The 25,070-nt window shown below is 57.2% G+C and carries 25 protein-coding genes; 17 read left to right on the top strand and 8 right to left on the bottom strand.

Going from position 1 to position 25,070, the window contains the following annotated elements; translation table 11 throughout:
- Positions 1-11: 11 nt before the first annotated feature.
- Positions 12-725 carry an SIMPL domain-containing protein gene (locus ACLEIV_RS03870; RefSeq protein WP_410455338.1) on the top strand — a complete coding sequence of 238 codons (714 nt, stop codon included), beginning with the start codon at positions 12-14 and terminating at the stop codon, positions 723-725.
- Between the two features lie 80 nt (positions 726-805).
- Here ACLEIV_RS03870 and ACLEIV_RS03865 read toward each other — a convergent pair whose 3' ends face one another.
- A complete protein-coding gene (locus ACLEIV_RS03865) occupies positions 806-1,267 on the bottom strand; it encodes a protein-disulfide reductase DsbD domain-containing protein (RefSeq protein ID WP_410455337.1) in 462 nt (153 codons plus the stop codon).
- 168 nt (positions 1,268-1,435) lie between these two features.
- On the opposite strand from ACLEIV_RS03865, the gene ACLEIV_RS03860 reads away from it, so the two are divergent.
- Positions 1,436-1,924, top strand: coding sequence for an FxsA family protein (locus tag ACLEIV_RS03860; protein WP_410455336.1), 489 nt, complete (start codon positions 1,436-1,438; stop codon positions 1,922-1,924).
- 352 nt (positions 1,925-2,276) lie between these two features.
- On the opposite strand, the gene ACLEIV_RS03855 is transcribed toward ACLEIV_RS03860, so the two are convergent.
- Positions 2,277-3,629, bottom strand: a complete 1,353-nt coding sequence (locus ACLEIV_RS03855; RefSeq protein WP_477529381.1) for an MATE family efflux transporter — start codon at positions 3,627-3,629, stop codon at positions 2,277-2,279.
- 198 nt (positions 3,630-3,827) lie between these two features.
- Between ACLEIV_RS03855 and ACLEIV_RS03850 the strand changes: the two genes are divergently transcribed.
- From ACLEIV_RS03850 to ACLEIV_RS03835, 4 genes are all read left to right on the top strand, one after another.
- Positions 3,828-4,118 (top strand): co-chaperone GroES, encoded by a 291-nt coding sequence (locus ACLEIV_RS03850; RefSeq protein WP_104488540.1) that lies wholly within the window; start codon positions 3,828-3,830, stop codon positions 4,116-4,118.
- 35 nt (positions 4,119-4,153) lie between these two features.
- A complete protein-coding gene (groL, locus tag ACLEIV_RS03845) occupies positions 4,154-5,791 on the top strand; it encodes a chaperonin GroEL (protein ID WP_410455335.1) in 1,638 nt (545 codons plus the stop codon).
- A gap of 226 nt (positions 5,792-6,017) precedes the next feature.
- The gene (locus ACLEIV_RS03840) at positions 6,018-6,518 is read left to right on the top strand and encodes a putative pterin-binding protein (protein WP_410455334.1); all 501 of its coding nucleotides are present in this window, start codon (positions 6,018-6,020) and stop codon (positions 6,516-6,518) included.
- Entirely contained in the window at positions 6,515-8,455 is a 1,941-nt protein-coding gene (locus tag ACLEIV_RS03835; RefSeq protein WP_410455333.1) for an EAL domain-containing protein, read from the top strand. Before ACLEIV_RS03840 ends, ACLEIV_RS03835 begins: the two co-directional genes overlap by 4 nt.
- Positions 8,456-8,670: 215 nt before the next feature.
- Here ACLEIV_RS03835 and ACLEIV_RS03830 read toward each other — a convergent pair whose 3' ends face one another.
- Positions 8,671-8,979, bottom strand: a complete 309-nt coding sequence (locus tag ACLEIV_RS03830; RefSeq protein ID WP_410455332.1) for a hypothetical protein — start codon at positions 8,977-8,979, stop codon at positions 8,671-8,673.
- Between the two features lie 20 nt (positions 8,980-8,999).
- Positions 9,000-10,019 carry an EF-P beta-lysylation protein EpmB gene (gene epmB, locus ACLEIV_RS03825; RefSeq protein WP_410455331.1) on the bottom strand — a complete coding sequence of 340 codons (1,020 nt, stop codon included), beginning with the start codon at positions 10,017-10,019 and terminating at the stop codon, positions 9,000-9,002.
- 42 nt (positions 10,020-10,061) lie between these two features.
- Here epmB and efp point away from each other — a divergent pair, with 42 nt between their 5' ends.
- On the top strand, positions 10,062-10,628 hold the full coding sequence (gene efp / locus ACLEIV_RS03820; RefSeq protein WP_410455330.1) for an elongation factor P: 567 nt from the start codon (positions 10,062-10,064) through the stop codon (positions 10,626-10,628).
- A 117-nt stretch (positions 10,629-10,745) separates the two neighbouring features.
- On the opposite strand, the gene ACLEIV_RS03815 is transcribed toward efp, so the two are convergent.
- The gene (locus ACLEIV_RS03815) at positions 10,746-11,789 is read right to left on the bottom strand and encodes a GMP reductase (RefSeq protein WP_410455329.1); all 1,044 of its coding nucleotides are present in this window, start codon (positions 11,787-11,789) and stop codon (positions 10,746-10,748) included.
- Between the two features lie 250 nt (positions 11,790-12,039).
- On the opposite strand from ACLEIV_RS03815, the gene ACLEIV_RS03810 reads away from it, so the two are divergent.
- From ACLEIV_RS03810 to astD, 6 genes are all read left to right on the top strand, one after another.
- Positions 12,040-12,438: a VOC family protein gene (locus ACLEIV_RS03810; RefSeq protein ID WP_410455328.1), complete on the top strand. Its 399-nt coding sequence runs from the start codon at positions 12,040-12,042 to the stop codon at positions 12,436-12,438.
- Between the two features lie 53 nt (positions 12,439-12,491).
- Positions 12,492-13,466, top strand: coding sequence for an elongation factor P--(R)-beta-lysine ligase (gene epmA, locus ACLEIV_RS03805; RefSeq protein WP_410455327.1), 975 nt, complete (start codon positions 12,492-12,494; stop codon positions 13,464-13,466).
- Positions 13,467-13,578: 112 nt separating this feature from the next.
- A complete protein-coding gene (locus ACLEIV_RS03800; RefSeq protein ID WP_410455326.1) occupies positions 13,579-14,160 on the top strand; it encodes an anthranilate synthase component II in 582 nt (193 codons plus the stop codon).
- 394 nt (positions 14,161-14,554) lie between these two features.
- Positions 14,555-15,769 carry an aspartate aminotransferase family protein gene (locus tag ACLEIV_RS03795; protein WP_410455325.1) on the top strand — a complete coding sequence of 405 codons (1,215 nt, stop codon included), beginning with the start codon at positions 14,555-14,557 and terminating at the stop codon, positions 15,767-15,769.
- A 77-nt stretch (positions 15,770-15,846) separates the two neighbouring features.
- Positions 15,847-16,863, top strand: a complete 1,017-nt coding sequence (gene astA, locus ACLEIV_RS03790) for an arginine N-succinyltransferase (protein WP_410455324.1) — start codon at positions 15,847-15,849, stop codon at positions 16,861-16,863.
- Positions 16,864-16,866: 3 nt separating this feature from the next.
- Complete coding sequence (gene astD, locus ACLEIV_RS03785) at positions 16,867-18,354, top strand: succinylglutamate-semialdehyde dehydrogenase (RefSeq protein ID WP_410455323.1); 1,488 nt, start codon at positions 16,867-16,869, stop codon at positions 18,352-18,354.
- A 369-nt stretch (positions 18,355-18,723) separates the two neighbouring features.
- On the opposite strand, the gene ACLEIV_RS03780 is transcribed toward astD, so the two are convergent.
- Both ACLEIV_RS03780 and nhaC read right to left on the bottom strand, forming a co-directional pair.
- Positions 18,724-19,824: an alanine/ornithine racemase family PLP-dependent enzyme gene (locus ACLEIV_RS03780; protein ID WP_410455322.1), complete on the bottom strand. Its 1,101-nt coding sequence runs from the start codon at positions 19,822-19,824 to the stop codon at positions 18,724-18,726.
- Positions 19,825-19,954: 130 nt separating this feature from the next.
- Positions 19,955-21,418, bottom strand: coding sequence for a Na+/H+ antiporter NhaC (gene nhaC / locus ACLEIV_RS03775; protein ID WP_410455321.1), 1,464 nt, complete (start codon positions 21,416-21,418; stop codon positions 19,955-19,957).
- A gap of 404 nt (positions 21,419-21,822) precedes the next feature.
- On the opposite strand from nhaC, the gene ACLEIV_RS03770 reads away from it, so the two are divergent.
- From ACLEIV_RS03770 to ACLEIV_RS03755, 4 genes are all read left to right on the top strand, one after another.
- Positions 21,823-22,686, top strand: coding sequence for an NAD(P)-dependent oxidoreductase (locus ACLEIV_RS03770; protein WP_410455320.1), 864 nt, complete (start codon positions 21,823-21,825; stop codon positions 22,684-22,686).
- A gap of 219 nt (positions 22,687-22,905) precedes the next feature.
- Complete coding sequence (gene hupA / locus ACLEIV_RS03765) at positions 22,906-23,178, top strand: nucleoid-associated protein HU-alpha (protein WP_204796192.1); 273 nt, start codon at positions 22,906-22,908, stop codon at positions 23,176-23,178.
- A gap of 126 nt (positions 23,179-23,304) precedes the next feature.
- Entirely contained in the window at positions 23,305-23,733 is a 429-nt protein-coding gene (locus ACLEIV_RS03760; RefSeq protein ID WP_410455319.1) for a hypothetical protein, read from the top strand.
- Entirely contained in the window at positions 23,730-24,086 is a 357-nt protein-coding gene (locus ACLEIV_RS03755) for a sirohydrochlorin chelatase (protein WP_410455318.1), read from the top strand. Before ACLEIV_RS03760 ends, ACLEIV_RS03755 begins: the two co-directional genes overlap by 4 nt.
- A gap of 69 nt (positions 24,087-24,155) precedes the next feature.
- Here the strand turns inward: ACLEIV_RS03755 and ACLEIV_RS03750 are convergent, their stop codons facing one another.
- Entirely contained in the window at positions 24,156-24,524 is a 369-nt protein-coding gene (locus ACLEIV_RS03750; protein ID WP_410455317.1) for a COG4315 family predicted lipoprotein, read from the bottom strand.
- Positions 24,525-25,070 lie beyond the last annotated feature (546 nt).

The raw sequence follows: 25,070 nt of genomic DNA, 5'->3' as shown, positions 1-25,070 counted from the left end.
CGAGATAAAACATGAATAGAAATCATCTGGGACCGGCTTTGGTGCTGGGAGCCACTCTGGCATTGGGGCTGGTGTGGAGCGGAAGTTACCTGAAAGATGCGGTGCAGTTATGGAAGCAGGCCGATAGAGTGGTAGCGGTAAAGGGGCTGGCCGAGCGTGAGGTTAAGGCGGATTTGGCGTTGTGGCCGCTGAGTTTTTCGGTATCGGCCGACAGCCTGGCTGATTTGTACAGCGCTATCGATACGGACAGGAACAAGATCACCGCTTTTCTGACGCAGGCCGGTTTCAAGGACGAAGAGCTGAGCTTTGCGGCGCCGGTGGTGCAGGACTTGTGGGCCAATCAGTATCGCGACCAGCGTCCGCCCCGGCGTTATAAAGCCGATGCGGTGTTGCTGGTGCGCAGCAAACAGGTTGAACAAGTCAGAAAGACCCAGCCCGAGTCGGCCCTGTTGGTCAGTCGGGGCGTGTTGCTGACCCAGAGTTATGAACACAAGATCCAGTATGTCTTTACCGGACTGAACGATATCAAACCACAGATGATCGCCGAAGCCACCGCCAATGCCCGTCAGGCGGCAACCCAGTTTGCCGAGGATGCGAATGCCCGGGTTGGTGGTATTCGTTCGGCCCAGCAAGGTTATTTTTCGGTGGCAGATCTGGATTCCTATACGCCGGAGATCAAGCAGGTGAGGGTGGTAACCAGCGTCGAGTACCTGCTCGAGGAATAATGTCAATATCGCCCTGAGAAGTCTCTGGTTCGGCCTGGAGTTCCTTTCACGAAGGCGGAGATAAATGGCATGGCTCTGGACTAAGAGCCTGCCTCCGACAGCGGTCTAAGGGGGATGCTGACTTGCTGGGGCGGATAACAGAGCCCCGAGGTACAGCCCTGATAACGGACCTCGACTGCGCCGTTGGGCATCACCTGCTGCAGCGGTATGGTAAGTTCAAGCCTTTGATAATAAACCTGAGTCTTACCGAAATACTCGTCTTCGTGTTGGGTGCCGTCGGGCAGCACCCAGTCACCGAGCCGGGCATTATGAGGCGTTACCGACTGCCGATGGCGATAAAGGTAATAGCCGGGCGCGATGGCAAACTCCAGTTGCAGGCCCGTGGGCGTTTGCTTGCTGCTGAGCGCAAACGCCTGCTCCGCCGACAGAAACGTCGAGTGGGGGGCGGGCTCCGGGCTAAGTCCCAGCCATTCCAGCACCCCGGCCTGACTGGGGAATGCGACCAGGGCCGTGGTCAGCAATAACAGCGGCATACGCAACATGAGTCACCTTTGGGTCATAGTGGCGGCAGAGAACACCGAGAGAAGGCTACTATAGCCTTGCCTCGGACTAAAATCATCGCGCTGCCTGATTTGAAAATAACGCCGTTCGCCCCCATGTTGATGCTTTCACCCGAATAAATCGCCAATGCAGGCGAAGATGAGGTTTTAGTGGGTAAGATTTTCTTGTTGTTTGTCGGCGCTACCCTGCTGGAAATTTTTGTTTTCATCGAGGTGGGATCGGCCATCGGCGCCTGGAGTACCATAGCGCTGATCATGCTGACCGCCGTGGTCGGCATCAGCCTGGTACGCATTCAGGGGGTACAGACCCTGATGGAAGCCCAGCGCAAGGTGAATCTGGGCGAGCCTCCGGCTCGGGAGCTGCTGGCCGGCATCATGCTGGCCATGAGTGGTGTCTTGCTGTTGTTACCGGGTTTCGTGTCCGATCTGGGGGGCCTCTTGCTGCTGCTGCCGCCGGTACGCACCGCGCTGATCGAGCGTTTCATGAGCCGGGCCCATGTGCGCAGTCAAAAGGGCCATACCTTTACCGCCGAATATCATGAATACAGCGAAACCCGAACCAGCCGGGAGCGACTGGGTAACCGGGAAGAAGGCACCACCTTCGACGGCGAATTTCAGCGCAAGGACGATGACAAGTAGCCCTCAGTCAGTCCCTTTGTCACACATCTTGTGAACCTTGATGGCAGCAGGGAATCGGACAAAGGGCCCGCTCCGCCGACACGCCATGGGCTAAGGCCATCTGCGTTTGGCAATGGCTGCAAACATTCACGGGATGTTTGGTTCATCACCAAACTTGATGCAGGCAGCAAGCTGCCCCATGGGGGCTCTCTGTTTCACCCCTGAAACAGAAGGTCGGCGGAGCAGCTCCATTTATCCTCCTTTGAGCCCCGTTTCGTTTGATGGCACTAACTGCGGATAGCTCCGAATCATGGAAGAGGCAACCCTGTTGCCTCTTGATTCAGCAAGTCGATTTGTGACTAATTTGTTTCGGTCAGGCCAGCGGGTGATTGATTTTCCAGGGGAAGCGCCGCCAGGCGAAACCACCGGCGATGATGCCCGCGAGCAGGTTGGCCACCAGAATACCGGCAAAGACACCGGCTTCCCCCTGCCAGAGGTTACCCAGCCAGGCCAGCGGCAACAGCAGGCCGAACAGCCGGATGCCGTTGAACAGCAGTGAAATACTCGAGACCCGCAGCCCGTTCAGGGCCGAGGCCAGCAGCATGAAGCAACCCTGCAAACCATATCCCAAGGGCACCAGCTGCAGATAAAAGGTCAGATGCCGGCTTACCTCGGCACTGTCGGTAAACTGGCGTGCCAGCCAGGGCGCCAGCCACCATAAGAGCCCGAATACCACTAGCTGAAAGCCGAGAGCAAAACGCATCGACAGCAGCAGCGCCTGCCGGCTGCGTTCGTGCAGGCCGGCACCGGTATTCTGGGAAATAAAGGGCGCCAGCACCGAGCTCAGCGCCATCATGGCGATCAGCATCAGCGCCTCGATACGCGAGGCGGCCCCGTAGGCGGCGACCACCTCCTTGCCCAGCCCCGCCAGTATCATCATCAGCACGGCGGTGGTGAGCGGATTGAGCAGATTGGTAAAGGAGGCGGGAATGGCCACCTGCAACAGCTGGCGCCAGTGCGGGAGTATGCGGTCCATTCGCAGCCAGGGCCAGAGCAACAAGCGTTCCCGGCGCCACAACAGCCAGAGCCCGACGCCGGTGGCCATCAGCCAGGAGCTGGCCGAGGCGATGGCGGCGCCCTTGATACCCAGCTCGGGAAAGGGGCCGAGTCCGAATATCAACAGCGGATCGAGCAGGCCGTTGACCAGGCCTGCCACCATCATCACCAGGCTGGGCGTGCGAGTGTCGCCGGTGGCGCGGATGGCTGCATTGCCCACCATGGGCAGTACCAGCAGCGGCATGGTCAGATACCAGATCAGCATATAGTCGTGGATCAGCGCCAGCAGGGTATCGGTGGCCCCCAACAGCCGGAACAGCGGGTCTATGGTGGCGGCGCCCAGTCCGGCCAGCAGACAGACCAGCACCAGCGTCAGCAGCAGGCTGTGGCTGGTGAATTGCGCGGCCTCTTGCCGGTTGCCGGCACCCAGCGCCTGGCCGAGACAGGCGGACAGGCCCGCGCCCAGGCCCATGGCCAGCGAAATAACCACGAAGGTGATCGGAAAGGTAAAGCTGATGGCCGCCAGGGCATCGGTGCCGAGCAGGCCGATAAAAAAGATATCGGCCAGATTGAAGGCCTGAATGGCGACGATGCCGAGTGCCATGGGACCGGCCATTCTGGCCAGTTGCGGGCCTATGGGGGCGGTCAGCAGCGAATTGTGTAGTACCACTAATGCTCTCTTGAAATGAGTGAGTCAGCCCTGCAGAGGCGATGCCCATGATACCGCCGCCGGTCGTGCTTTTAAAAAAATTTATGTGTTGGCCCTTGAAGGGAGGGAATGCGCTCCCATATAGAAGGACAGCATGACAATTTGCGGCCGCCGGCCGTTTATATAACTAGGTAACAACACTCATCAGGAGAGTTATCGATGAACATTCGTCCATTGCACGATCGCGTTATTATCAAGCGTATTGAAGCCGAGTCAAAATCTGCGGGAGGCATTGTTTTGACCGGGTCTGCCGCCGAGAAGTCCACCCGTGGTGAGGTGCTGGCGGTAGGTAATGGCCGCACGCTGGACAGCGGCGAAGTCAAAGCCATGTCCGTCAAAGTGGGTGACAAGGTCATTTTCAACGAAGGCTTCGGTGTTAAAACAGAGAAGCTGGACGGTCAGGAAGTATTGATCCTGTCCGAAAATGACATTCTGGCTATCGTCGAATAATCATCCGGTTTATCTACTTTCAAGGAATATGAACAATGGCTGCTAAAGAAGTTAAATTTGGTAACGACGCCCGCGTAAAAATGCTCCAGGGTGTCAACATCCTGGCCGACGCCGTTCGAGTAACCCTGGGCCCGAAAGGCCGTAACGTGGTACTGGACAAGTCCTTCGGTGCTCCCGTTATCACCAAGGACGGCGTATCCGTCGCCAAGGAAATCGAGCTGGAAGACAAGTTCGAAAACATGGGCGCCCAGATGGTGAAGGAAGTGGCTTCCAAGGCTAACGACGAAGCGGGCGACGGCACCACCACCGCTACCGTACTGGCTCAGTCCATCGTTAACGAAGGCCTGAAAGCGGTTGCCGCGGGCATGAACCCGATGGATCTGAAGCGCGGCATCGACAAGGCCGTGATCCAGGCCGTTGCCGAGCTGAAGAATCTGTCCGTACCCTGTAAAGACACCAAGGCCATTGCTCAGGTTGGCACCATCTCCGCCAACTCCGACGAAACCGTGGGCGCGCTGATTGCCGAAGCCATGGAAAAAGTCGGCACCGACGGTGTTATCACCGTAGAAGAAGGCCAGGGCCTGCAGGACGAGCTGGACGTGGTAGAAGGCATGCAGTTCGACCGTGGCTACCTGTCTCCCTATTTCATCAACAAGCAGGAAACCGGTACCGTCGAGCTGGACGACCCCTTCATCCTGATGGTTGACAAGAAAGTCTCCAATATCCGCGAACTGCTGCCGGTACTGGAAGGCGTTGCCAAGCAATCCAAGCCGCTGCTGCTGGTTGCCGAAGACATCGAAGGCGAAGCCCTGGCGACCCTGGTCGTGAACAACATGCGCGGCATCGTTAAAGTGGCCGGCGTGAAAGCCCCGGGCTTCGGCGACCGTCGCAAGGCCATGTTGCAGGATATCGCCATCCTGACCGGCGGTACCGTGATCTCCGAAGAAGTGGGTCTGGAGCTGGAAAAAGCCACCCTGGAAGATCTGGGCCGTGCCAAGCGCGTGGTGATCACCAAAGACAACACCACCATCATCGATGGCGTGGGTGAAGTGGCTTCCATCGAAGCGCGCGTGGCGCAAATTCGCCAGCAGATCGAAGATTCTTCTTCCGATTACGACAAAGAGAAGCTGCAAGAGCGCGTGGCCAAGCTGGCCGGTGGCGTTGCCGTGATCAAGGTCGGTGCTGCTACCGAAATGGAAATGAAAGAGAAGAAAGCCCGCGTCGACGATGCCCTGCACGCCACCCGTGCCGCGGTAGAGGAAGGTGTGGTACCGGGCGGTGGTGTGGCTCTGGTGCGTGTAGCCAGCAAGCTGGGCGAGCTGCGTGGCGACAACGAAGACCAGAACGTGGGTATCAAGGTTGCCTTGCGCGCCATGGAATCTCCGCTGCGTCAGATTGTTACCAACGCCGGTGAAGAAGCTTCCGTCGTGGTTTCCAAGATCAAGGACGGTGAAGGTAACTTCGGTTACAACGCCGGCAACGACACCTATGGTGACATGCTGGACATGGGCATCCTGGATCCGACCAAGGTGACCCGTTCTGCGCTGCAGTTCGCCGCTTCCGTGGCCGGTCTGATGATCACTACCGAAGCCATGGTGACCGAGCTGCCGAAGCAAGACGCGCCGGCCATGCCGGACATGGGTGGCATGGGTGGCATGGGCGGTATGATGTGATTTAGATCACATTTATACTTCCTGGTCGCAGACCATGAACAGCAAACCGGGCCCTTGTGGCCCGGTTTTTCGATCTAACGGGCTGAGAATATCGTAATTAGCGGCGTGATTAATCAATTACACTTCAGTCAGGCCGAATGATTTAGGTATGATGGTATTCGTTTGAGCGATGATGTCATTCTCTTGAGGCGTGATACCGGCCTGCCGGTTTTAAGGAGGAGCGGTAATGAAGCTGATGGGCGGAATACTGCTGTTGTTGCTGTTGTCGTGGCAAGCCCGGGCGACGGAGCCGGTGGTGTTGACCCTGTTCGGAGATATCCAGCTCGATGAGCGTCAATATGATCGGCTGGATTTCACCCTGAGCGAACTGCAGGCGTTGCCCCAGGCCGATATCATCACGGCCCATCCCTGGGTGACCCGGCCTCATCATTACCGAGGGGTGGATCTGAACAGGCTGATGGCACGATTGTTTGGCCATCGCCGCGTGGTGACCCTGTACCTGGAAACACTGAACGGGTTCAGTGTGGCCGTCGACTGGTCAAAGCTAAGCCCCTTTGGTTCCATTATCGCCTGGCAGGATGACGAGCTGGTGATGAGTCGACGCAATAAAGGCCCCTTGTGGCTGATGCTGCCCTTCGATCGCGTGCCCGAGGTGCAGCAAGCCGACTTCCTGCACTTCATGGCCTGGCAACTCCGGGGGATCCGGGTACTCTCGGAGCCGGAATGAGACGTATTTTTCCATCGTGTCTTCGTGCGGACGGCCAATATGGGCGTTTACATCCCTTCAAGCTGGTTATCGGTGGCTTGCTGCTGCTGGGCATGGTTACTTTCGGCACTGGTGCCACCCATACCCTGATGAGTATTCGTCAGCACAACACTCTGCTGGAACAACGTACCTACGAAACTCCCTGGTCGTTTATGCAGTTGCGTCAGGAGATGGGCCGTTTTCTGGATGCGGTGCGACTGCTGCATGCCGGGGCCATAGGTCCGGATGAGCTGGCGCTGCGGTACGATATTCTCTGGAGCCGGCTCCCGATACTGCTGAGCAGCCAATTCCGTCATAGCCTCCGTGAGCGACCCGATCTGTGGCTGTTGATCCGGCAGATTGATACTCGGGTGCGGGGCTTGGAGCAGCAAGTGGCAGACCTGCAACCCGGCTCACCGGATTATCGAGTCATACTGGCCGAGCTGACACCCTACCTGGAGCCCTTATCGCGTACCGTGACCGCCGCCATGCATGGCAATGCGCGGTTTTATGCGCAGTATGACCAGGCCTATCGTCAATTGGGCAAGCAGCTTTATATCCAGATAGTCAGTCTCTTTATTACCTTCGCGTTACTGTTGCTGCTGCTGTTTCGGGAACTGCGGCGTTACTGGATTCAGCAATTGCGTGATCCGCTGACCGGACTGCCCAATCGTTTTGCCTTGCAACGACGCATAGCGCCGATGATCGAACAGAAAACTCCCTTCAGCGTGACCGTACTGGAGTTGAAAGACTTGACCGAACACCACCATCGTTTCGGGTTTGAGGTGGCGGACCGCCTGTTGCAGGCATTCAGCCTGCGTCTGCAGCAAAGCCTGCAATCACACGAGTTTATCGCACAGCCCTGGCAGGAGAGGGTGGTGGTGGTGGCTAGAGGCGTGGTATCGCTGGAGGAAGTGCGGGCGCAGCTGTCCCGTTTTCGGCAGGCGCTTACCGACAAGATTTCCGTTGATGCCTATGACTTTTACATGACGTCGATCATGGGGGTGGTGCTTTATCCGGCGGATGCGGACAATCTGGTGGAGCTGCTGGCCCGGGGAGAGCTGGCACTGGAATTGTCCAAGCGGGAGCGGCTGCCTTATGTGTTTTTCGATCCTTCCCTGCTGAAGGAAATGTCTCGTCGCCAGCAGCTGGCACGAGACCTGCCGGCGGCGCTGGACAGTAGCAGTCTGAGCCTGCAGTTGCAGCCTTTGATCGAATGGCCTTCAGGTCATTGCCGTGGGCTGCAAGCGTTGTTGAGCTGGCGTCATCCGGGCTTCGGGATTATTTCGATGACGGAGCTGATGCGAGTTACCGAACAATATCAGTTGTCGGAACGGTTGTTTATGTGGCTGTTGCAGCAGATCAGTCGGCAACTGCCTGCGTGGCAGTTATTGGGTGAGCCTCCGTTATTTGTCAGTCTGAAGGTGCCACAGGCGCTGTTTCGGATCGGGCTGGAGCAGGCCATAGTGCCGGTGTTAAAACAGCACTGGCTGTCGGCCGACGCACTGGTGCTGGAGATCAACGAAGATATGGTGATGCAGGATACCCGTGAGACGCTGGCCGTGATGAAGGGGCTCCGTGCGGCAGGTATTCGCATGGCATTGACCGAGTTCGGCAGTGGCTGTTCGGCCTGGGGCTCCCTGTCGCAACTACCGATAAGCTGGCTGAAGCTGGATGCCACCTTCTGCAGCGGTATTGAACGCGAGGGTGAGCCTCGCCGGCAGTTGGAGACCCTGTTTGCCCTGGCCCGGGTGCTGCAGAAGCCGCTGATTTGCTGCGGTGTCGAGCACAGGGCGGAGCTTGAGGTACTTGAAAGCATGGGCCAGCCGTTGCTGGCGCAGGGAGATGCGGTCGGCGAAGTCTTGTCGGCGGTGGAAGTGGGGGGCTGGCTCAAGCGCCGCCAGCTTGGGGTCCGTTGACCTTTCGCGGTTAAATTCAGCTCGAGTTAAACGCGTTTAGCCGACCCCGTAGGGCAGCCTTTGTGGGGGGCTTGCCGCTGCGTTAGCGCTTATTTATATAGAGTGACGACCTGGTATAAGCACAGCCTCGTATCAAGCCCACACACTGCTGCAAAGACTACCTCGAAAGGTCAACAGGCCCTGGTTGGCCGGCGGCGCGGCATCAGCCTCTACGATCAAGACAAGCGGGCGAAATGGTTGATGGTTTCGGCCAGCAGCTGGATTTTGTGCACCATCCGTGACAACAAATCCTGATATTCTTCATCGGTGGCCATTTCCAGTAGTTCCAGCTCTTCCGCCAGCTCGGCTACATAGGGCATGAAATGATCCGCGTGGGTGGTGAACTGGCTGTCTTCCCGCAGTACGGCACTGAATTTGGCCTGGCCGCGAGTGCGTAGCTCGGCCAGTTTCTTGTCCGCATCAATCGCCTGGTGATACAGCTCTTTCAGGGTGTCGTTCAGCTTTGCGGTAACGGAGTCGTGCATATCTGTTCCTTTTCTTAATGTCAGTTCGGTTCAAGACCAAGATCTATGGGTGTCTTGCTGTATTCGCCGCCGATTTCGCGGACCAGCTTGGGTACCAGAAAGCCGGGCAGCCGGGCCAGCATGGCGGCCAGCAAGGCGGTGGCCTCATTATCATCCACCGCGAAGTGGGCAGCCCCCGCGACCTTGTCCAGCTGATGCAGATAATAGGGCAGCACACCGGCTTCAAACAACCGCTCCGACAGCCGACACAAGGCCTCGGCGTTATCATTCACCCCGGCCAGCAGCACACTCTGGTTGAGCAGGGTAATGCCGCCCTGGCGCCAGGAGGCAAGCCGGGTTGTCAGCTCGTCGTCTATTTCATTGGCATGATTGATGTGTAACACCATCACCGCCTGCAAGCGGCTATGCTCGAGTCGTTGTCGCAGCAATTCGGTCAGCCGGGCCGGGATCACCACCGGCAGTCGGGTATGGATGCGCAGTCGTTTCAGGTGAGGTATGGCTTCCAGCCCGGTGATCAGGCTGTCGAGGTGTTCGTCCTTGGCCATCAGGGGATCGCCGCCGGAGAGGATCACTTCGTTGATCTCGGGGTGGACGGAGATATAGTCCAGTGCCTCGCGCCAGCCTTCCCGACCCGGGCTGTTGTCCGCATAGGGAAAGTGACGGCGAAAGCAGTAGCGGCAGTTCACCGCACAGCCGCCGCGTACCACCAGCAGCACCCGGGATTCATACTTGTGCAGCAGGCCGGGCAGGGCGCTGTCGTGCTCATCGAGCGGGTCGGTGACAAAGCCGGGTACCTGCTCGAATTCCTCATTCAGAGGCAGCACCTGGCGCAGCAGCGGATCCTGGGCGTCACCCGGGCGCATCTTGTCGGCAAAGGGGCGGGGTACCCGCATCGGAAACAGCCGCCGGGCCTGAAAGCCTGACAGCCAGGGGGCTGCGTCAATCTGCAGGTAGTGCAACAGCTGTTCGGGAGAGGTAAAGGCGCGGGCAAGTTCTTTTTGCCAGTTAATATGTAAATCGCCCCCATTTACGGGTATCATTGCCGGCATTTTCTGCAACTCTGTCAAACTCACGAGGGTAAAATGGCCTCTTATAGTACCAATGATTTCCGTGCCGGCCTAAAGATTATGCTGGATGGCGAGCCCTGTGCCATTGTCGAAAACGAATTCGTCAAGCCCGGTAAAGGTCAGGCGTTCAGCCGCGTGAAGATCCGCCGTCTGCTCAACGGCAAGATGCTGGAAAAAACCTTCAAGTCAGGTGAAAGTGTGGAAGCCGCCGATGTGGTGGATATGGAGCTGGCCTATCTGTACAACGATGGCGAGTTCTATCATTTCATGAACAACGAAACGTTCGAACAGCTGGCCGCCGACGAGAAAGCCGTGTCTGATGCCAAGCGCTGGCTGAAAGAACAGGACGTGTGCACCCTGACGCTGTGGAACGGCGCCGCGATTTCCGTGACTCCGCCCAACTTCGTCGAGCTGGAAGTGGTGGAAACCGATCCGGGCCTGAAAGGTGACACCGCCGGTACCGGCGGCAAGCCCGCAACCCTGAGCACCGGCGCCGTAGTACGGGTGCCGCTGTTCATCCAGATTGGTGAAGTACTGAAGGTTGACACCCGCTCCGGTGAATATGTTTCCCGCGTGAAGTAAGCCTGACGCTTTTCAATAAAAAAACGGCGCCTCTCGGCGCCGTTTTTTTATTTGTGAGGGGAGGGGTGAAGCGTAAGGAGTGAGGGGGAAACAGTTTAACTCCTCACCCCTCACAATTTATTCTTTGCCGTAGACGTTGTTTTCCTGCTCCAGCACCCGGATGAAGGTGGTGCGCTTGGTCAGTTCTTTAAGGCGCTGAGCTCCCACATAAGTGCAGGTTGAACGCACGCCGCCCAGAATGTCCTGAATGGTGTTTTCCACCGGGCCGCGGTAGGCCAGCTCGACGGTTTTACCCTCGGCGGCTCTGTACTTGGCCACGCCACCGGCGTGTTTGTCCATGGCGCTGGAAGAGCTCATGCCATAGAACTTCATGAAGGTCTTGCCATCGCGCTCGACCAGCTCGCCGCCACATTCTTCGTGTGCGGCCAGCATGCCACCCAGCATCACGAAGTCGGCACCGCCACCGAAAGCCTTGGCCACATCGCCGGGACAGGTACAGCCGCCGTCGCCGATGATTTGGCCACCCAGGCCATGGGCCGCATCGGCGCACTCGATAATGGCCGACAGCTGCGGGTAGCCGACGCCGGTTTTAACCCGGGTGGTGCACACAGAGCCCGGGCCTATGCCGACCTTGATGATATCGGCGCCGGACAGGATCAACTCTTCTACCATTTCACCGGTGACCACGTTGCCGGCGATGATGGTGTGTTTTGGAAACTGCTTGCGGGCCTTGCTGACAAAAGAGGTGAAATGCTCGCTGTAACCGTTGGCTACGTCTATACAGATAAAGCCGAGCTCATCGGACAACGCCAGGATCTGCTGCAGTTTCTCAAAGTCCTTGTCGGAGGTGCCGCTGGAAACGATGACGTGCTGCAGCATATCCGGGCTTTCTGCCTGAACAAACGCCTGCCACTCGGCCACGGAGTAATGCTTGTGTACCGCGGTCAGGATCTGATGCCGGGCCAGAGAGCGGGCCATGGCGAAGGTGGCCACGGTATCCATATTGGCGGCAATAACCGGCACACCAGACCAGCGACGACCCGAATGTTTGAAAACGAATTCGCGGCCAAGATCTACCTGAGAACGGCTGTTGAGAGTAGAGCGCTTGGGTCGAAACAGCACATCACTAAAGCCCAGTTTCAAGTCTTGTTCGATACGCATGGTATTACCTCAGTAAGTGACAGGCACAAAAAAACCGGGGATTTCTTAGGTCCCCGGTTTTCAGTATTGTAGGTTTGCGCAAACTTTTTGCAACTATCTTGACTCGTTATTCAGAAATTAATCCGGGCGTGTCAGAACCGGCGGAGCTTACGCTGGTCGGATACCGGGCCGCTCCACGATCCTGGGTGCTGTTATTTTGTACGATTTTGCGTCATGCTGTTAGCATCATCCTGGCGGGGAGGGTTGCGTTATGTTCAAGATACTGGGGTTGGATCATCTGGTGCTAAGGGTGAGGCAGCCGGCGCGGATGCTGGATTTTTACTGCCGTATTCTCGGTTGTAGCCTGGAGCGGAAAAAGAGCGATATCGGCCTGTTTCAGCTGCGGGCCGGAGAGCAGCTTATCGATCTGGTCGATATTCGCGGCCCGCTGGGAGGGGATGGTGAAGCCCCCGATCAGTGCAAGGCCAACATGGATCACTTCTGTCTGAAAATCGAGCCTTTCGATGCGGATGAGCTCTGTACCTACCTAGCGCTGAACGGGGTGATTTTTGAGGCGCCGGTCATTCGTTACGGTTCTGAAGGAAAAGGGCTCTCCATTTATCTATTCGATCCGGAAGGGAATCAGATAGAGCTGAAAGGCGCCGGCTGAGCTGGCAAGCATCCATATTAAGAGTAAAATCCTCTTATTTGGGTGCTGATGTCATGACTTCTATTACCTGGCCACCCACGGCCACCCTTGCGTTTTTACAACAACGAGCCCAGTTGCTCGCGCAGATCCGCGCTTTCTTTGCCGAACGTGGCGTGCTGGAAGTCGATACCCCGACCCTGGCCAGTGCCGGGGTGACCGACGTGCATCTGGATAACTTCGAGACCCGCTTTGTCGGCCCCGGCATGGCACAAGGGTTGGCGCTCTACCTGCAAACTTCGCCGGAATTTCATATGAAGCGCCTGCTGGCGGCGGGTAGCGGTGCCATTTACCAAATCTGCAAGGCTTACCGTAACGAAGAGTCGGGACGGCTGCATAATCCGGAATTTACCATGCTGGAATGGTATCGTCCCGGCTTCGATCACCACAGGTTGATGGATGAAATGGCCGACTTGCTGCAAGCGGTACTGGGAGGCGGAGCGCCTACGCGACTCAGTTACCGGCGGGCGTTTATCGATACCCTGGGCGTGTGTCCACTGACCGGCTCGCTGGACCAGTTACGTGTAGCCGGTCTTGGTCTGGGGGCCGATGACCTGATGGCTCGCGAAGAGCACAGGGATACCCTGTTGCAACTGCTGTTTGCACTGGGGGTCGAACCCCGTATCGGCCAGAGCGAGCCTTGTTTCGTCTACCACTTTCCGGCCAGCCAGGCGGCCCTGGCCCGTATCAGCCCGCAAGATGAACGGGTGGCGGAACGATTCGAGGTCTACTACAAGGGCATAGAGCTGGCCAACGGCTTTCATGAACTCAGTGATGCCACCGAGCAACGCCGTCGGTTCGAGCAGGATAACCGGGATCGTATCGAACGTGGCTTGCCGACCCGCCCGGTGGATGAATATCTGCTGGCGGCGCTGGACGCTGGGCTGCCGGACTGCGCCGGGGTGGCGCTGGGAGTCGATCGACTCATAATGTTGGCGCTCGGCGCCGAACGGCTGGATCAGGTGATTGCCTTCCCGGTCACCCGCGCCTGATAACCGAGCGCGACAGCGCCGTCAGATTCAGCTTCGTCGCCGATGCGGGTATCATAGGGATATCCAAACAGTGCTCAACCATTAGCAACCCAATCAAACGGATAGTTCAAATATGCTGTTGATGATCGACAACTACGACTCCTTTACCTACAACCTGGTGCAGTACTTCGGTGAACTGGGGCAGCAGGTGCTGGTGCGCCGTAACGATGACATCAGTCTGGACGAGATAACGGCGCTGCAGCCGGCTGGGTTGGTGATCTCGCCCGGACCCTGCACCCCCAATGAGGCGGGGGTGTCGCTTTCGGCCATCGAACTCTTTGCCGGCCGTTTACCGATTCTCGGGGTCTGCCTCGGCCATCAGGCCATCGCCCAGGCATTCGGGGGCAAGGTGGTGCGGGCGCGTCAGGTGATGCACGGCAAGACCTCGACCATTCGCCATACCGGTCAGGGCCTGTTCGCCGGCCTGCCGGATCCGCTCACCGTGACCCGCTACCATTCGCTGGTGGTGGAACCATTCAGCCTGCCGAGCTGCTTCGAGGTGACCGCCTGGACCGAGAACGAGGCCGGCGAGCGGGACGAGATCATGGGCATGCAACACGGCTCCCTGCCACTGCACAGTGTGCAGTTTCATCCCGAAAGCATCCTGACCGAAGGCGGCCATAGGCTGCTGAACAATTTCCTCGCGCTGATTTAAGCCCTACCCCTTCCTTTTATTCTGTCGACGGTGTATTAGAAATTCTATTGATGGTTGCAGGTATTAGTTTTACTTATCTGGGTTATCAGAGTTTTTCGTTCGTCAGCGGTCTGCACACCGGGGATAATGGTGTTTCCTGCTTCCCCGGACGATCTTCGGAAATTTTTTTTGGTTGCCCGTTTATGCAGCCTGCCTCCGTCTTTGCCACGGGAGCGAGGTTTTTGGTGCGAGCTTATGCAATATCAATGACTATATTTTTATTTAACACCGAACAAATGACTAACATGTTCGTGTTCTGTAGAGACAAGTCACTAATGGTTTGCAATAATGCTTGCGAATTTACATGGATTTAACTTTTGTCGCAGTGCAAGCTGCGGTATTTGAGGAGCAAAGCATGTCTGATATGGCAGTCACCCGCGAAGTATTCGACCAGGTCATGGTCCCCAACTATTCTCCTGCCGAGGTTATCCCGGTACGGGGCCAGGGCGCCCGGGTATGGGATCAGCAAAACCGCGAATACATCGATTTTGCCGGTGGCATTGCGGTCAACTGTCTGGGCCATTGCCATCCGGCGTTGGTGTCGGCACTGAAAGAGCAGGGCGAAAAGCTCTGGCATCTGAGTAACGTCATGACCAACGAGCCAGCCCTGCGCCTGGCCAGAAAAATGGTCGACGCTACCTTCGCCGACAAGGTATTTTTCTGTAATTCAGGCGGCGAAGCCAACGAAGCCGCCTTCAAGCTGGCCCGTCGTTATGCCATCGACCATTTCGGTCCGGAAAAAACCCAGATTATTGCCTTCAAGCAGGGTTTTCACGGTCGTACCTTCTTTACCGTGACCGTGGGTGGCCAGGAAACCTATTCCGATGGCTTCGGTCCCAAGCCGGGTGATATCGACCATGTGGCCTATAACGATCTGGCTGCGCTCAAGTCCATCATCTCAGATCGCACCTGTGCCGTGGTAATGGAGCCGCTGCAGGGTGAGGGCGGCATCATCAGTCCGGATGCGGACTTTGTGAAAGCCGTGCGTGAGCTGTGTGATCAACACAATGCCTTGCTGGTGTTCGACGAAGTGCAGACCGGCGTGGGTCGCACCGGCGCCCTCTATGCCTACATGGATCTGGGCGTAACTCCCGATATCATGACCAGCGCCAAGGCCCTGGGAGGCGGCTTCCCCATCGGCGCCATGCTCACTACCGGCAAGATTGCCGCTTCCCTCAAGGTCGGCACCCACGGCTCTACCTACGGCGGTAATCCGCTGGCCTGTGCGGTGGCCGAGGCGGCGTTCGATACCGTCAACAACGACGCCGTGCTGAATGGCGTGAAAGAACGTGAAAGCTGGTACCGCGAGGGCCTGGAAGCGATCAATGCCAAATACCACTGCTTCGAGCAGGTTCGCGGCAAGGGCCTGCTGCTCGGTTGTGTACTGAACGAGAAGTTCAAGGGCCGTGCCCGTGACTTCCTGATGGCTGCGATGGAAGAGCAGTTGATGGTGCTGGTCGCCGGTGCCAACGTGGTTCGTTTCGCTCCTTCTCTGGTGATCACCAAAGAAGAAGTGGCCGAGGGTCTGGCCCGCTTCGAGCGCGCCGTAGCCCGGGTTGTTAACGGATAAATTATTCCGGCGACAGGAATTCAGAGCGAGGCAGGGTTGCCTCGCTCTGGTCGTCAATATTATATAAGGAGTTCTGCATGTTGGTGATTCGCCCCATCGAGCAGAGAGATTTCCCAACCCTCAAGCAGATCGCTATTGAGTCCGGTCACGGTTTTACCTCGCTGCCGGTCAACGATGAAATATTGCAAAACAAGATAGATCACTCCATCGCCTCCTTCGCCGGCCGGGCGGCGGGCAAGGGTGAGTGCCTGTATTTCTTTGTGGCGGAAGACAGCGACACCGGCGATGTGGTGGGTACTACCGCCCTGGAAGCGGATCTGGGTCTGTCTTCACCTTTCTATACCTATCTGCTGGGCAAGCAGGTGCACTGCTCGCCCAAACTGGGTATCTACAACGTGGTCGAGACCCTGACCCTGACCAACGACTATACCGGCTCCACCGAGCTGTGCACCCTGTTCCTGCGGGAGCAGGCGCGCAAGGGGCTGAACGGCCGCCTGTTGTCCAAATGCCGCTTCATGTTTCTGGCCGAGTTTTCCGAGCTGTTCGACAATCGGGTCATGGCTGAAATGCGTGGCGTGTCCGACGAACAGGGCAAGAGCCCGTTCTGGAGCTGGCTGCAAGAGCACTTTTTCTCCATGGACTTCCCGACGGTAGATTACCTGACCGGTATCGGCCAGAAAGGTTTTATCGCCGATCTGATGCCAAAATACCCGATCTACGTCAACCTGCTGTCTAAAGAAGCGAGAGCCGTGATCGGCAAGACCCACGACAAGACCCGGCCGGCACTGCGACTGCTGGAAGAGGAAGGTTTTTCCTGGCGTGGCTATGTCGACATCTTTGATGCCGGACCCAGCGTGGAATGCGATCTCAGGCAAATCCGCACCGTGCGTCACGGCCGTCATCTGAAGGTGCGTATTGGTGATGTTGCGGATGCCGGCAAGCATCTGATCAGCAATACCCGATTCGATGACTTCCGCGCCCTGATCGGCGATGTGGCAGTGAATGAAGAAAAAGCCCAGGCGGTGATGACCGAAGAGGTTGCCCGCTTGCTCAAGGTCGAAGACGGCGATACTGTCCGGCTCGTGGAGATGTAACTTATGACTGAAGCAATGCAATATTCCGAAGCGGTTCAATACATCAACGGCCAGTGGCTGGCTGGCGAGGGCGAGGTTTTCGTCTCACTGGATCCGGCTAAAAATGAAGAAATCTGGCAGGGTGCCGCCGCCAGCGCCGGGCAGGTTGATGCGGCCATTACCGCCGCACGCGACGCGGCGGTGGCCTGGGCCGAGGCCGGTGTTGAACAACGCATGGCTATTGCCAAGCGCTACGCCGAGCTGCTGACCGAAAACAAGGAAAATCTGGCCCACATTATCGCCCGTGAAACCGGTAAGCCCCAGTGGGAAACCCTCACCGAAGCGGCGGCCATGGTCGGTAAGGTCGGCATTTCCGAAAAGGCCTATTTCGAGCGTACCGGCACAGTGGAAAACCCCATGCCCGGCGCCCGTGCTTTCGTACGTCACAAGCCCCATGGTGTGGTGGCGGTGTTTGGCCCCTATAACTTCCCCGGCCACCTGCCCAACGGCCACATAGTGCCGGCCCTGATTGCCGGTAATACCGTGGTGTTCAAACCCTCCGAGCTGACCCCCATGGTCGCCCAGGAAATGGTCAAACTGTGGGAGCAGGCCGGTCTGCCTGCCGGTGTGCTGAACCTGGTACAGGGTGAAGTTGACACCGGCAAGGCGCTGGCGGCACATCCGGGCATCGACGGCCTTTTCTTCACCGGCTCGTCGCGCACCGGCAACCTGCTGCACAACCAGTTCTCCGGCCAGCCCGGCAAGATTCTGGCGCTGGAGATGGGCGGCAACAACCCGCTGGTGGTGACCGAAGTGGAAGACGTGGACGCCGCCGTGCATACCATAGTACAGTCCGCCTTTATCACTACCGGCCAGCGTTGCACCTGTTCTCGTCGTCTGCTGTTGCCGAAAGGCGAAGCCGGCGATCGCATCCTGGCGCGGCTGCTGGACGTGACCAAAGCCATCCGGGTCGGCCAGTACGACGCCGATCCCCAGCCGTTCATGGGCTCGATGATTTCGGAGGCGGCGGCCAAGTCCATGGTGGCCGCCCAGGCGCACCTGCTGGCGCTGGGCGGTGAGTCCCTGCTGATGCTCAAGCACCTGCAGGCTGGCACGGGTCTGGTGTCGCCGGGCATCGTCGACGTTACCGCCATCGCCGAGCTGCCGGACGAGGAATACTTCGGCCCGCTGCTGCAGGTGATCCGTTATGGTGAGCTACCCGAGGCACTGGCCATCGCCAACAACACCCGTTACGGGCTGTCTGCCGGTTTGCTGTCCGACAGCGCCGACGACTGGGATTACTTCTTCCGCCGCATCCGGGCCGGCATCGTCAACTGGAACAAGCCGATCACCGGCGCTTCCAGCGCGGCGCCCTTCGGTGGCATCGGCGACAGCGGCAACCACAGAGCCAGCGCCTACTACGCCGCCGACTACTGTGCCTATCCGGTGGCCTCGGTAGAAGACGACAAGGTCAGCATGCCGGCCACACTGTCACCGGGCCTGACGTTCTAAAAACAATCGGCTCCGGGTATATAAAAGGGGAACGCGGCCGCGTTCCCCTTTTTGTTGTGTGCCCTGCCGTTACAGGTTTGAGCCAGATAATACTAATGTGAATAAACATTTGATCATTTTCAAACCCGAGATAAGAGGCAACACAGCCGCCTCCCACGACATGCCATAAACTCGTCCCTGAGGGCTCGGGAAATGCCGTCCATGGCATTTCACGGTCGTGGTAGTCAATATCTGTTGCCTCTTCTTGGGCACCGAGTTGTCTGTAGAGGACGCCAACAGGCAACTCCCTGGCATCAGGGAGGATAAAGGGATCTGCTCCGCCGACCTTTGCAGAGAACCAAATAGATTTGTTATTTAATCTGCTTGGAATCAGGATACGCAGGCGTCGGTTTCTGCTTCTGTCAGCTTGTGCTTGCCGACATAGCCGGAGGTCATGGCATAGAGTAGCGCCCGATAATTCAGTCGGAACGACAGTACATCCCCTACCTTTATATCGCACCCCGTTACATCGAGAATAAGGTGATCGCTGCTGCCGCCGAGGATGGCTATATCCGGATCGAACGGGATCAGATCGGCAACGGGCACGTCCTGCTCTCCCAGGGCGATGATGGCTCTGGTATGTATGCCCCTGTCCCTGAACACCGGCGTTTCGCCAAAGGCGTTTTTCCCCAGAGGCCCCCGGGGCAGGGAAGGCTTCTCCTTGACTTCTATAACCTCGGCCTCGAGCCTGAAAATGTCTTCATGCATACCCGCTATGTGCCGACCATAGGCGGTTTCCCGGCCGAAAAACAGGGCTTCTCCCAGCCTGAGCTGGTTGATGCCGGGAGGCAGCCGATGCTCCAGCAGCAGGGGGAGCAGGCTGGAGTTGCCGCCGGAGACAATGGTCAGGGCATGGCCCAGTTCGTTTTCTATCCGGGCTTTCAGGCCGGTCAGCTCCAGCATGATGTCGGCGGTCGGGATCACTCCGCCATAACAGGTGAGGTTGGTGCCGATGCCGAGCCACTCGATATGGTCCTGTTCCAGAATGAAGCGGCCCATCTCAAGCGCCTGATGGGTGCAGACGCCTTCGCGCAGATCTCCCAGTTCAATCATCAGGATGATTTTATGGCGGTGGTCGTATCTTTGCGCCTCGCGTTGCAGCGCGGCTATGGTGTCCTGCTCCGATACCAGGCTGATATCGGCGTAGCGAACCACCTCGGCGACCTCATGCAGACCGGGCAGACGCAGCAGTGTGGTCTGGCAGTCGGGTGAAATCTGCTTGATACGCCGGAGGTTCTCTATTCTCGAATCGGCGAAGGACTGGTATCCCTGCCGGATTAACGTGTCGACGATATCGGGATCGGCACAGGTGACCTTGGTCACCGGGATCCAGCCAACGGGATCTTGTTGCCGATGGCAGAGCCGATCCAGAAAGGCGGCATTGGCGAGGAGCCGGGATGGATCCCATACCACTCTGGGGAATTTTTTCATTTTACCCTGTTCCTGCTAGATAGCGGCGTTCGCCGGGCTTGAAATAGAAAAGAGCAGGCCGGGGCCTGCTCACGTCAATCGATACCAGATTGCCGGCTCCGCCGGATAAGCGGAGCCGGCGAGGTGAGCCTTATTGACCGGCTTTTTGCATCATGCCCAGCTCTTCCGTGCCGCTGGTTGCGACATCATCGGTGCGCGCCGCCACCTGATCCGAGCTCTGCAGTTTCACGATGGAAAAACCGGTCAGTGCAAAGAGGATGGACAACAGGGGCACGGCGAAGTTGAGTATCGCATAGGGGGCATATTCCAGGGCATGAACACCCAGGGTGGCGAGGATAAAGACACCGCAGGTATTCCAGGGAATGAACACCGAGGTCAGGGTACCGCCGTCTTCCAAGGCCCGGGACAGGTTCTTGGAATGCAGTCCTCTCTCTTTATAGGCGCCGGCAAACATCCTGGAGGGCACCACCACGGAAATGTATTGCTCCGAGCAAGTTGCATTGGTCATGAAGCAGGAAGCAATGGTGGTCGGTATCAGGCTTTTGGCCGAGCGGGACTTGCTGAGGATCTTGGCGACAATGGCCTTCAGCATACCGGTGTTTTCCAGCACGCCGCCCAGGGTCATGGCGACGATGGTCATGGATACCGTATACATCATGGACTCCAGGCCACCCCGGTTGAACAGGCCGTCCACCATCTCATTACCGGTTTCGATGCTGAAGCCGGCTTGCAGGGCCTTTACCGCGTCGGCGACAGAGCCGCCCTGGATGAACACCTGGCTGAGGAAACCCAGTGAAATACCCACGATCAGGGCAGGAAGAGCCGGTACCTTTCTGGTGACCAGAACAATCACGAACACCGGGATCAGCAGCAGCCAGGGAGAGATGACAAAATTATCCTGCAGTATGGCCATGGTGGTGGCGATATTCTGGAATTCGCTGTCGCTCGCGCCGAAACTCAGACCCAGATACCAGTACACGGCCAGGGCGATCAGCAAGCCGGGAATGGTGGTATAGAGCATATGCTTGATATGTTCGAACAGATCGGTGCCGGTCAGGCCGGCGGCCAGATTGGTGGTGTCGGACAGGGGCGATAGCTTGTCACCGAAATAGGAGCCGGAAATCACGGCGCCGGCCACCATGGGAGCGGGGATCCCCATGCTGATACCAATACCCATGCCGGCGATGCCGATGGTACCCATGGTTGACCAGGAGCTACCGATGGCGATGGAAACGACGGCACAGATCAGGGTGATGGAAACCAGAAACAAGGAAGGTGAAAGTATCTGCAGCCCGTAATAAATCATGCTGGCGACAATACCACCACCAATCCAGGCACCGATGGCAACACCCACCAGCATGATAATAACCACGGCCGGCAGAGCCAGTTTGATACCACTATAGATGCTGTCTTCTATCTGTTGCCATGTGTAGCCATGTTTCCAGGCCACCAGAGCCGCGATAGTGGTGCCAAATGCGAGCGGTATATGTGGGCTGCCTTCAAAGATGACAATGGTGACCAGCATGGCACCCACCATCAGAATAATAGGCAGCATCGCCATGCCAAAGGGTATTTTCGGTGTGTTGTTGTTCATAGTCCCTCTTACTGAAAAATATTGGTATCGCAGAGCAATGTTTGGTCGTCGATCCAGGTTAAATCCATGTAACAGGCTGGATTATTGCAAAATAATATTTTTTTGTCTTTTTTTTTAGTTATCAAATGGTGTTTTATGTTGTTAGTTGTTTATATTTAGTTGTTAAATTTGAATTTGTTGTCAATGTTTGGTGGTTTTATTGTCTGTTTTTGAATAAATAATCAATTTTATCGATGGTTTTCATGAGGTGCTACTCTGACGCGCTACCCGACCAGGAGGAAGGGCAGGGGCTATGGCCCGGGATGTGACTTCCCCCGGAAGGCTGCGTTATGCTCTCGGCCATTATTGGTGATGTATGCTGATGGCTATTTTGATATTGGTTCACAAGGCAGGGAGTAAAGGTAATGAAACTGGCATTTATCGGACTGGGCGTGATGGGCTTTCCCATGGCGGGACACCTGCAACAGGGTGGCCATGAGGTTTGTGTCTATAACCGCAATGCGGACAAGGCGGCCGACTGGGTGTCTCGTCATGGCGGCACCAGCGCTGCCACTCCGGCACTGGCGGCGAAAGATGCCGACATGGTGATGCTGTGTGTGGGCAACGACGACGACGTGCGTACCGTGGTCTATGGCGACGAGGGCGTGCTGGCGGGCATCAAGCCGGGCGCGTTGTTGGTGGATCACACCACCACATCTGCCTTGCTGGCCGAAGAGCTGGCGGTGGCGGCAAATAAAGCCGGCGCACGCTTCATTGATGCGCCGGTGTCCGGTGGTCAGCTGGGGGCGGAAAACGGCGCCCTGACGGTGATGGTCGGCGGGGGCGAGGCCGATGTGGCCGAAGCCACTCCTGTGCTGGCCGCTTACGGCAAAAAAGTGACCCGGCTGGGCCCGGTCGGTGCCGGCCAGCGCTGCAAGATGGTGAACCAGATCTGCGTGATCGGTGCGGTGCAGGGCATCGCCGAAGGCTTGATGATTGCCAGGAAGGCCGGGTTGGATATTCCCACCCTGATCGAGGTGTTGGCCGGTGGCGCCGCCCAGAGCTGGCAGCTGCAGAACCGGGCCCAGACCATGGCGGAAGGCAGGTTCGACTTCGGTTTTGCCGCCCAGTGGATGCACAAGGATCTGGGCATCTGTCTGGATGAAGCCGAGCAGCAGGGGCTGACCCTGCCGTTGACCGAACACGTTCACAAGGTATATGAAAAGCTGCTGGCCGACGGTTTCGGTCGCTGTGATTCCACCGTGGTGATCAAAGATTTAGAATCCTGAAGTCGCTGCAAGGCTGGCGGTCGTGACGGTGGTCGTCTATGCTGTTTCGGCTGTGGCCTTGGGCTACAGGCACTTTTCCTTGCGGTTATGTGATGTTTTCCGCAGTTTCCGCACAAAACAACGGCACTTGATATTTGGCATCAAGACAAAGGCTTTGCTTGAGCCTGAAATTTGAATACAGTGGGCAACCACTTAATGCCAAGTGAGAAAGGATCCCCTATGAATAAGACTCAGCTTGTCGATGCAATTGCCGCCAAAGCAGATCTGAGCAAGGCTCAGGCCAAGGCAGCCCTGGAAGAAGTACTCAACGGTATCACCCAAAGCCTGAAAGAAGGTGATCCGGTGCAACTGGTCGGTTTCGGTACTTTCAAGGTAAATCACCGCGCCGCCCGTACCGGCCGCAACCCCCAGACCGGCAATGAAATTCAGATTGCTGCGGCTAATGTGCCCGCCTTTGTGGCCGGCAAGGCGCTGAAAGACGCCATCAAGTAACCGCTTCCAAACCCGGCTTTCGCCGGGTTTTTTTCCTCTCCGTACTTGCTCCTTTAATCCTTAGGTTGTTATAACTGACACAGGTTATAAGTTAACCCAGTCTGTTCCCGTCTTAGGGAGGCTACGATGGAAGTGAACGCGATTCGACAGGTGGCAACGCCATGGGCCGGTGCCCGGGGCCTGACCAAGGGGCTGATGCTGACCGAACTGCATCAGGATGTATGGAACGGCCAGCTGGTGTTGTCGATGGGCATGCCCACCGATATCGATAGCCCGCCCCGGGTAATCTACCAGCTGGTGTTTGATTATCTGTTTGGCTATCAGGTGCTGGAAGGGGCCGATGTACTGGATTTTATGGACGACGATGAAACCGATATCGACAGCCAGATCCAGCTGATTACCCCCTCCCGTTTTCTGACCTGGTTTCACCAGCAGAGCCAGGGCACTCATCTGGATGAGGACATTCAGCATTACCGTATTGCGAGCTGGGATTATTGTGTCGACGTACTGACGGCCCAGGCGCCGAAGGTACAGTGTAAAGCAGGAGTCATATGAACGGATTTATTCTGGTTGCCCACGGTAGTCGTCGAGCCTCCGCCAACGAGGAAATAGCGGCCTTTGCACAGAGTCTGACCACCGCCATGGCAGGGCGCTTCGAGCTGATGGGGCACGGTTTCTGGGAGTTGGCCGAGCCGACCCTGGAGCAGGCCATCGACCAGCAGGTGGCCGCCGGTGCCAGAAATATCAAGTTGTTCCCCTATTTTCTGGCCGAGGGCAAGCATGTGGTCAAGGACTTGCCCTCGGTACTGATGCAGAAACGGGAACAGTATCCGGACATTAACCTCACCCTATTGCCCCACCTCGGCGCCCTGCCGGGGTTTGCCGACTGGCTGGGGCACCAGCTGTAGAAAAGAGCCCGAAAGGGCTCTTTTTCATTGTGAGTTTATATGGCGCCGAGTAGACCTTGTAAATTGACATCAAGGCCTGGCCAGGTGCCAGACATCGAACTTGCCGTCGCCTGATATGTCACCTGCCTGTTTGTCTTCTTTCCACAGATACAAGGGCTGCCCCTTGTAGCTCCATTGCAGGCTGCCATCGGCCCGGGTCACAATACCGTAGTCGTCGTCGGCCGTGTCATCGCCGGTGGCGGCCAGCGGTGGCCAGTTATCTGCACAGCTGCCGTTACAGTTGCTGATACCGGGCTGGTCTTTATCAAATACATACAGGCTCATGCCGACTGTGTTAGTCAGTATTTCTCCCTCCGGGGTATCGGCCATCTGCACCGGTGCCGCCAGTGCCTGCAGGCTGAAGGTCAGGGTTAAACCGATCAATACTTTGTTGAACATTCGTTACTCTCCTCGATGGGGCTGTTGGTAAATGGAGGCTTCTGGATAGATGCCTGCACCCGATAGTCGATGGCATCTGATTAGATAGTAGGCGGTTTTTATGCGATGAGATGTCATACCAAACAGATTAAAGAACGGATCTATTTGGTTACTCTGCAAAGGTCGGACAAAGGGCCAGCTCCGCCGACACGCCGTGAATACCTCCATCTAGGCTCAGCCGCACCATCCGTAGTGCGGACGGTCGGCGGAGCAGAGCCCTTTATCCTCCCTGATGCCAGGGAGTTGCCTGTTGGCGTCGTCTACAGACAACTCGGTGCTTGAGAAGAGGCAACAGAGGTCGACTACCACGACCGTAAAATGCCATGGACGGCATTTCCCGAGCCCTCAGGGATGAATTTATGGCGTGTCGTGGGAGGTGGCTGTGTTGCCTCTGAGTTTGGACTTAAGAAAGATCATATTTTTATTCAGATGGGTATCAGGTGTCTATTCAGCGATGGGAGACTGGTTCGTATGGTTCTTAGCGAGTCCTGCCTGAAGCTCAGATAA

It is taken from the genome of Oceanisphaera submarina (assembly GCF_046521305.1).
Lineage (GTDB): Bacteria > Pseudomonadota > Gammaproteobacteria > Enterobacterales > Aeromonadaceae > Oceanimonas > Oceanimonas submarina.
This window is presented reverse-complemented; position numbering and strand designations above follow the sequence as displayed.

Bases quoted from the DNA above. Each gene is read 5' to 3' on its own strand.
- ACLEIV_RS03870 (WP_410455338.1), top strand. From the start codon at position 12: ATGAATAGAAATCATCTGGGACCGGCTTTGGTGCTGGGAGCCACTCTG.
- ACLEIV_RS03865 (WP_410455337.1), bottom strand. From the start codon at position 1,267: ATGTTGCGTATGCCGCTGTTATTGCTGACCACGGCCCTGGTCGCATTC.
- ACLEIV_RS03850 (WP_104488540.1), top strand. From the start codon at position 3,828: ATGAACATTCGTCCATTGCACGATCGCGTTATTATCAAGCGTATTGAA.
- groL (WP_410455335.1), top strand. From the start codon at position 4,154: ATGGCTGCTAAAGAAGTTAAATTTGGTAACGACGCCCGCGTAAAAATG.
- ACLEIV_RS03840 (WP_410455334.1), top strand. From the start codon at position 6,018: ATGAAGCTGATGGGCGGAATACTGCTGTTGTTGCTGTTGTCGTGGCAA.
- ACLEIV_RS03835 (WP_410455333.1), top strand. From the start codon at position 6,515: ATGAGACGTATTTTTCCATCGTGTCTTCGTGCGGACGGCCAATATGGG.
- ACLEIV_RS03830 (WP_410455332.1), bottom strand. From the start codon at position 8,979: ATGCACGACTCCGTTACCGCAAAGCTGAACGACACCCTGAAAGAGCTG.
- epmB (WP_410455331.1), bottom strand. From the start codon at position 10,019: ATGATACCCGTAAATGGGGGCGATTTACATATTAACTGGCAAAAAGAA.
- efp (WP_410455330.1), top strand. From the start codon at position 10,062: ATGGCCTCTTATAGTACCAATGATTTCCGTGCCGGCCTAAAGATTATG.
- ACLEIV_RS03815 (WP_410455329.1), bottom strand. From the start codon at position 11,789: ATGCGTATCGAACAAGACTTGAAACTGGGCTTTAGTGATGTGCTGTTT.
- ACLEIV_RS03810 (WP_410455328.1), top strand. From the start codon at position 12,040: ATGTTCAAGATACTGGGGTTGGATCATCTGGTGCTAAGGGTGAGGCAG.
- epmA (WP_410455327.1), top strand. From the start codon at position 12,492: ATGACTTCTATTACCTGGCCACCCACGGCCACCCTTGCGTTTTTACAA.
- ACLEIV_RS03800 (WP_410455326.1), top strand. From the start codon at position 13,579: ATGCTGTTGATGATCGACAACTACGACTCCTTTACCTACAACCTGGTG.
- ACLEIV_RS03795 (WP_410455325.1), top strand. From the start codon at position 14,555: ATGTCTGATATGGCAGTCACCCGCGAAGTATTCGACCAGGTCATGGTC.
- astA (WP_410455324.1), top strand. From the start codon at position 15,847: ATGTTGGTGATTCGCCCCATCGAGCAGAGAGATTTCCCAACCCTCAAG.
- astD (WP_410455323.1), top strand. From the start codon at position 16,867: ATGACTGAAGCAATGCAATATTCCGAAGCGGTTCAATACATCAACGGC.
- ACLEIV_RS03780 (WP_410455322.1), bottom strand. From the start codon at position 19,824: ATGAAAAAATTCCCCAGAGTGGTATGGGATCCATCCCGGCTCCTCGCC.
- nhaC (WP_410455321.1), bottom strand. From the start codon at position 21,418: ATGAACAACAACACACCGAAAATACCCTTTGGCATGGCGATGCTGCCT.
- ACLEIV_RS03770 (WP_410455320.1), top strand. From the start codon at position 21,823: ATGAAACTGGCATTTATCGGACTGGGCGTGATGGGCTTTCCCATGGCG.
- hupA (WP_204796192.1), top strand. From the start codon at position 22,906: ATGAATAAGACTCAGCTTGTCGATGCAATTGCCGCCAAAGCAGATCTG.
- ACLEIV_RS03760 (WP_410455319.1), top strand. From the start codon at position 23,305: ATGGAAGTGAACGCGATTCGACAGGTGGCAACGCCATGGGCCGGTGCC.
- ACLEIV_RS03755 (WP_410455318.1), top strand. From the start codon at position 23,730: ATGAACGGATTTATTCTGGTTGCCCACGGTAGTCGTCGAGCCTCCGCC.
- ACLEIV_RS03750 (WP_410455317.1), bottom strand. From the start codon at position 24,524: ATGTTCAACAAAGTATTGATCGGTTTAACCCTGACCTTCAGCCTGCAG.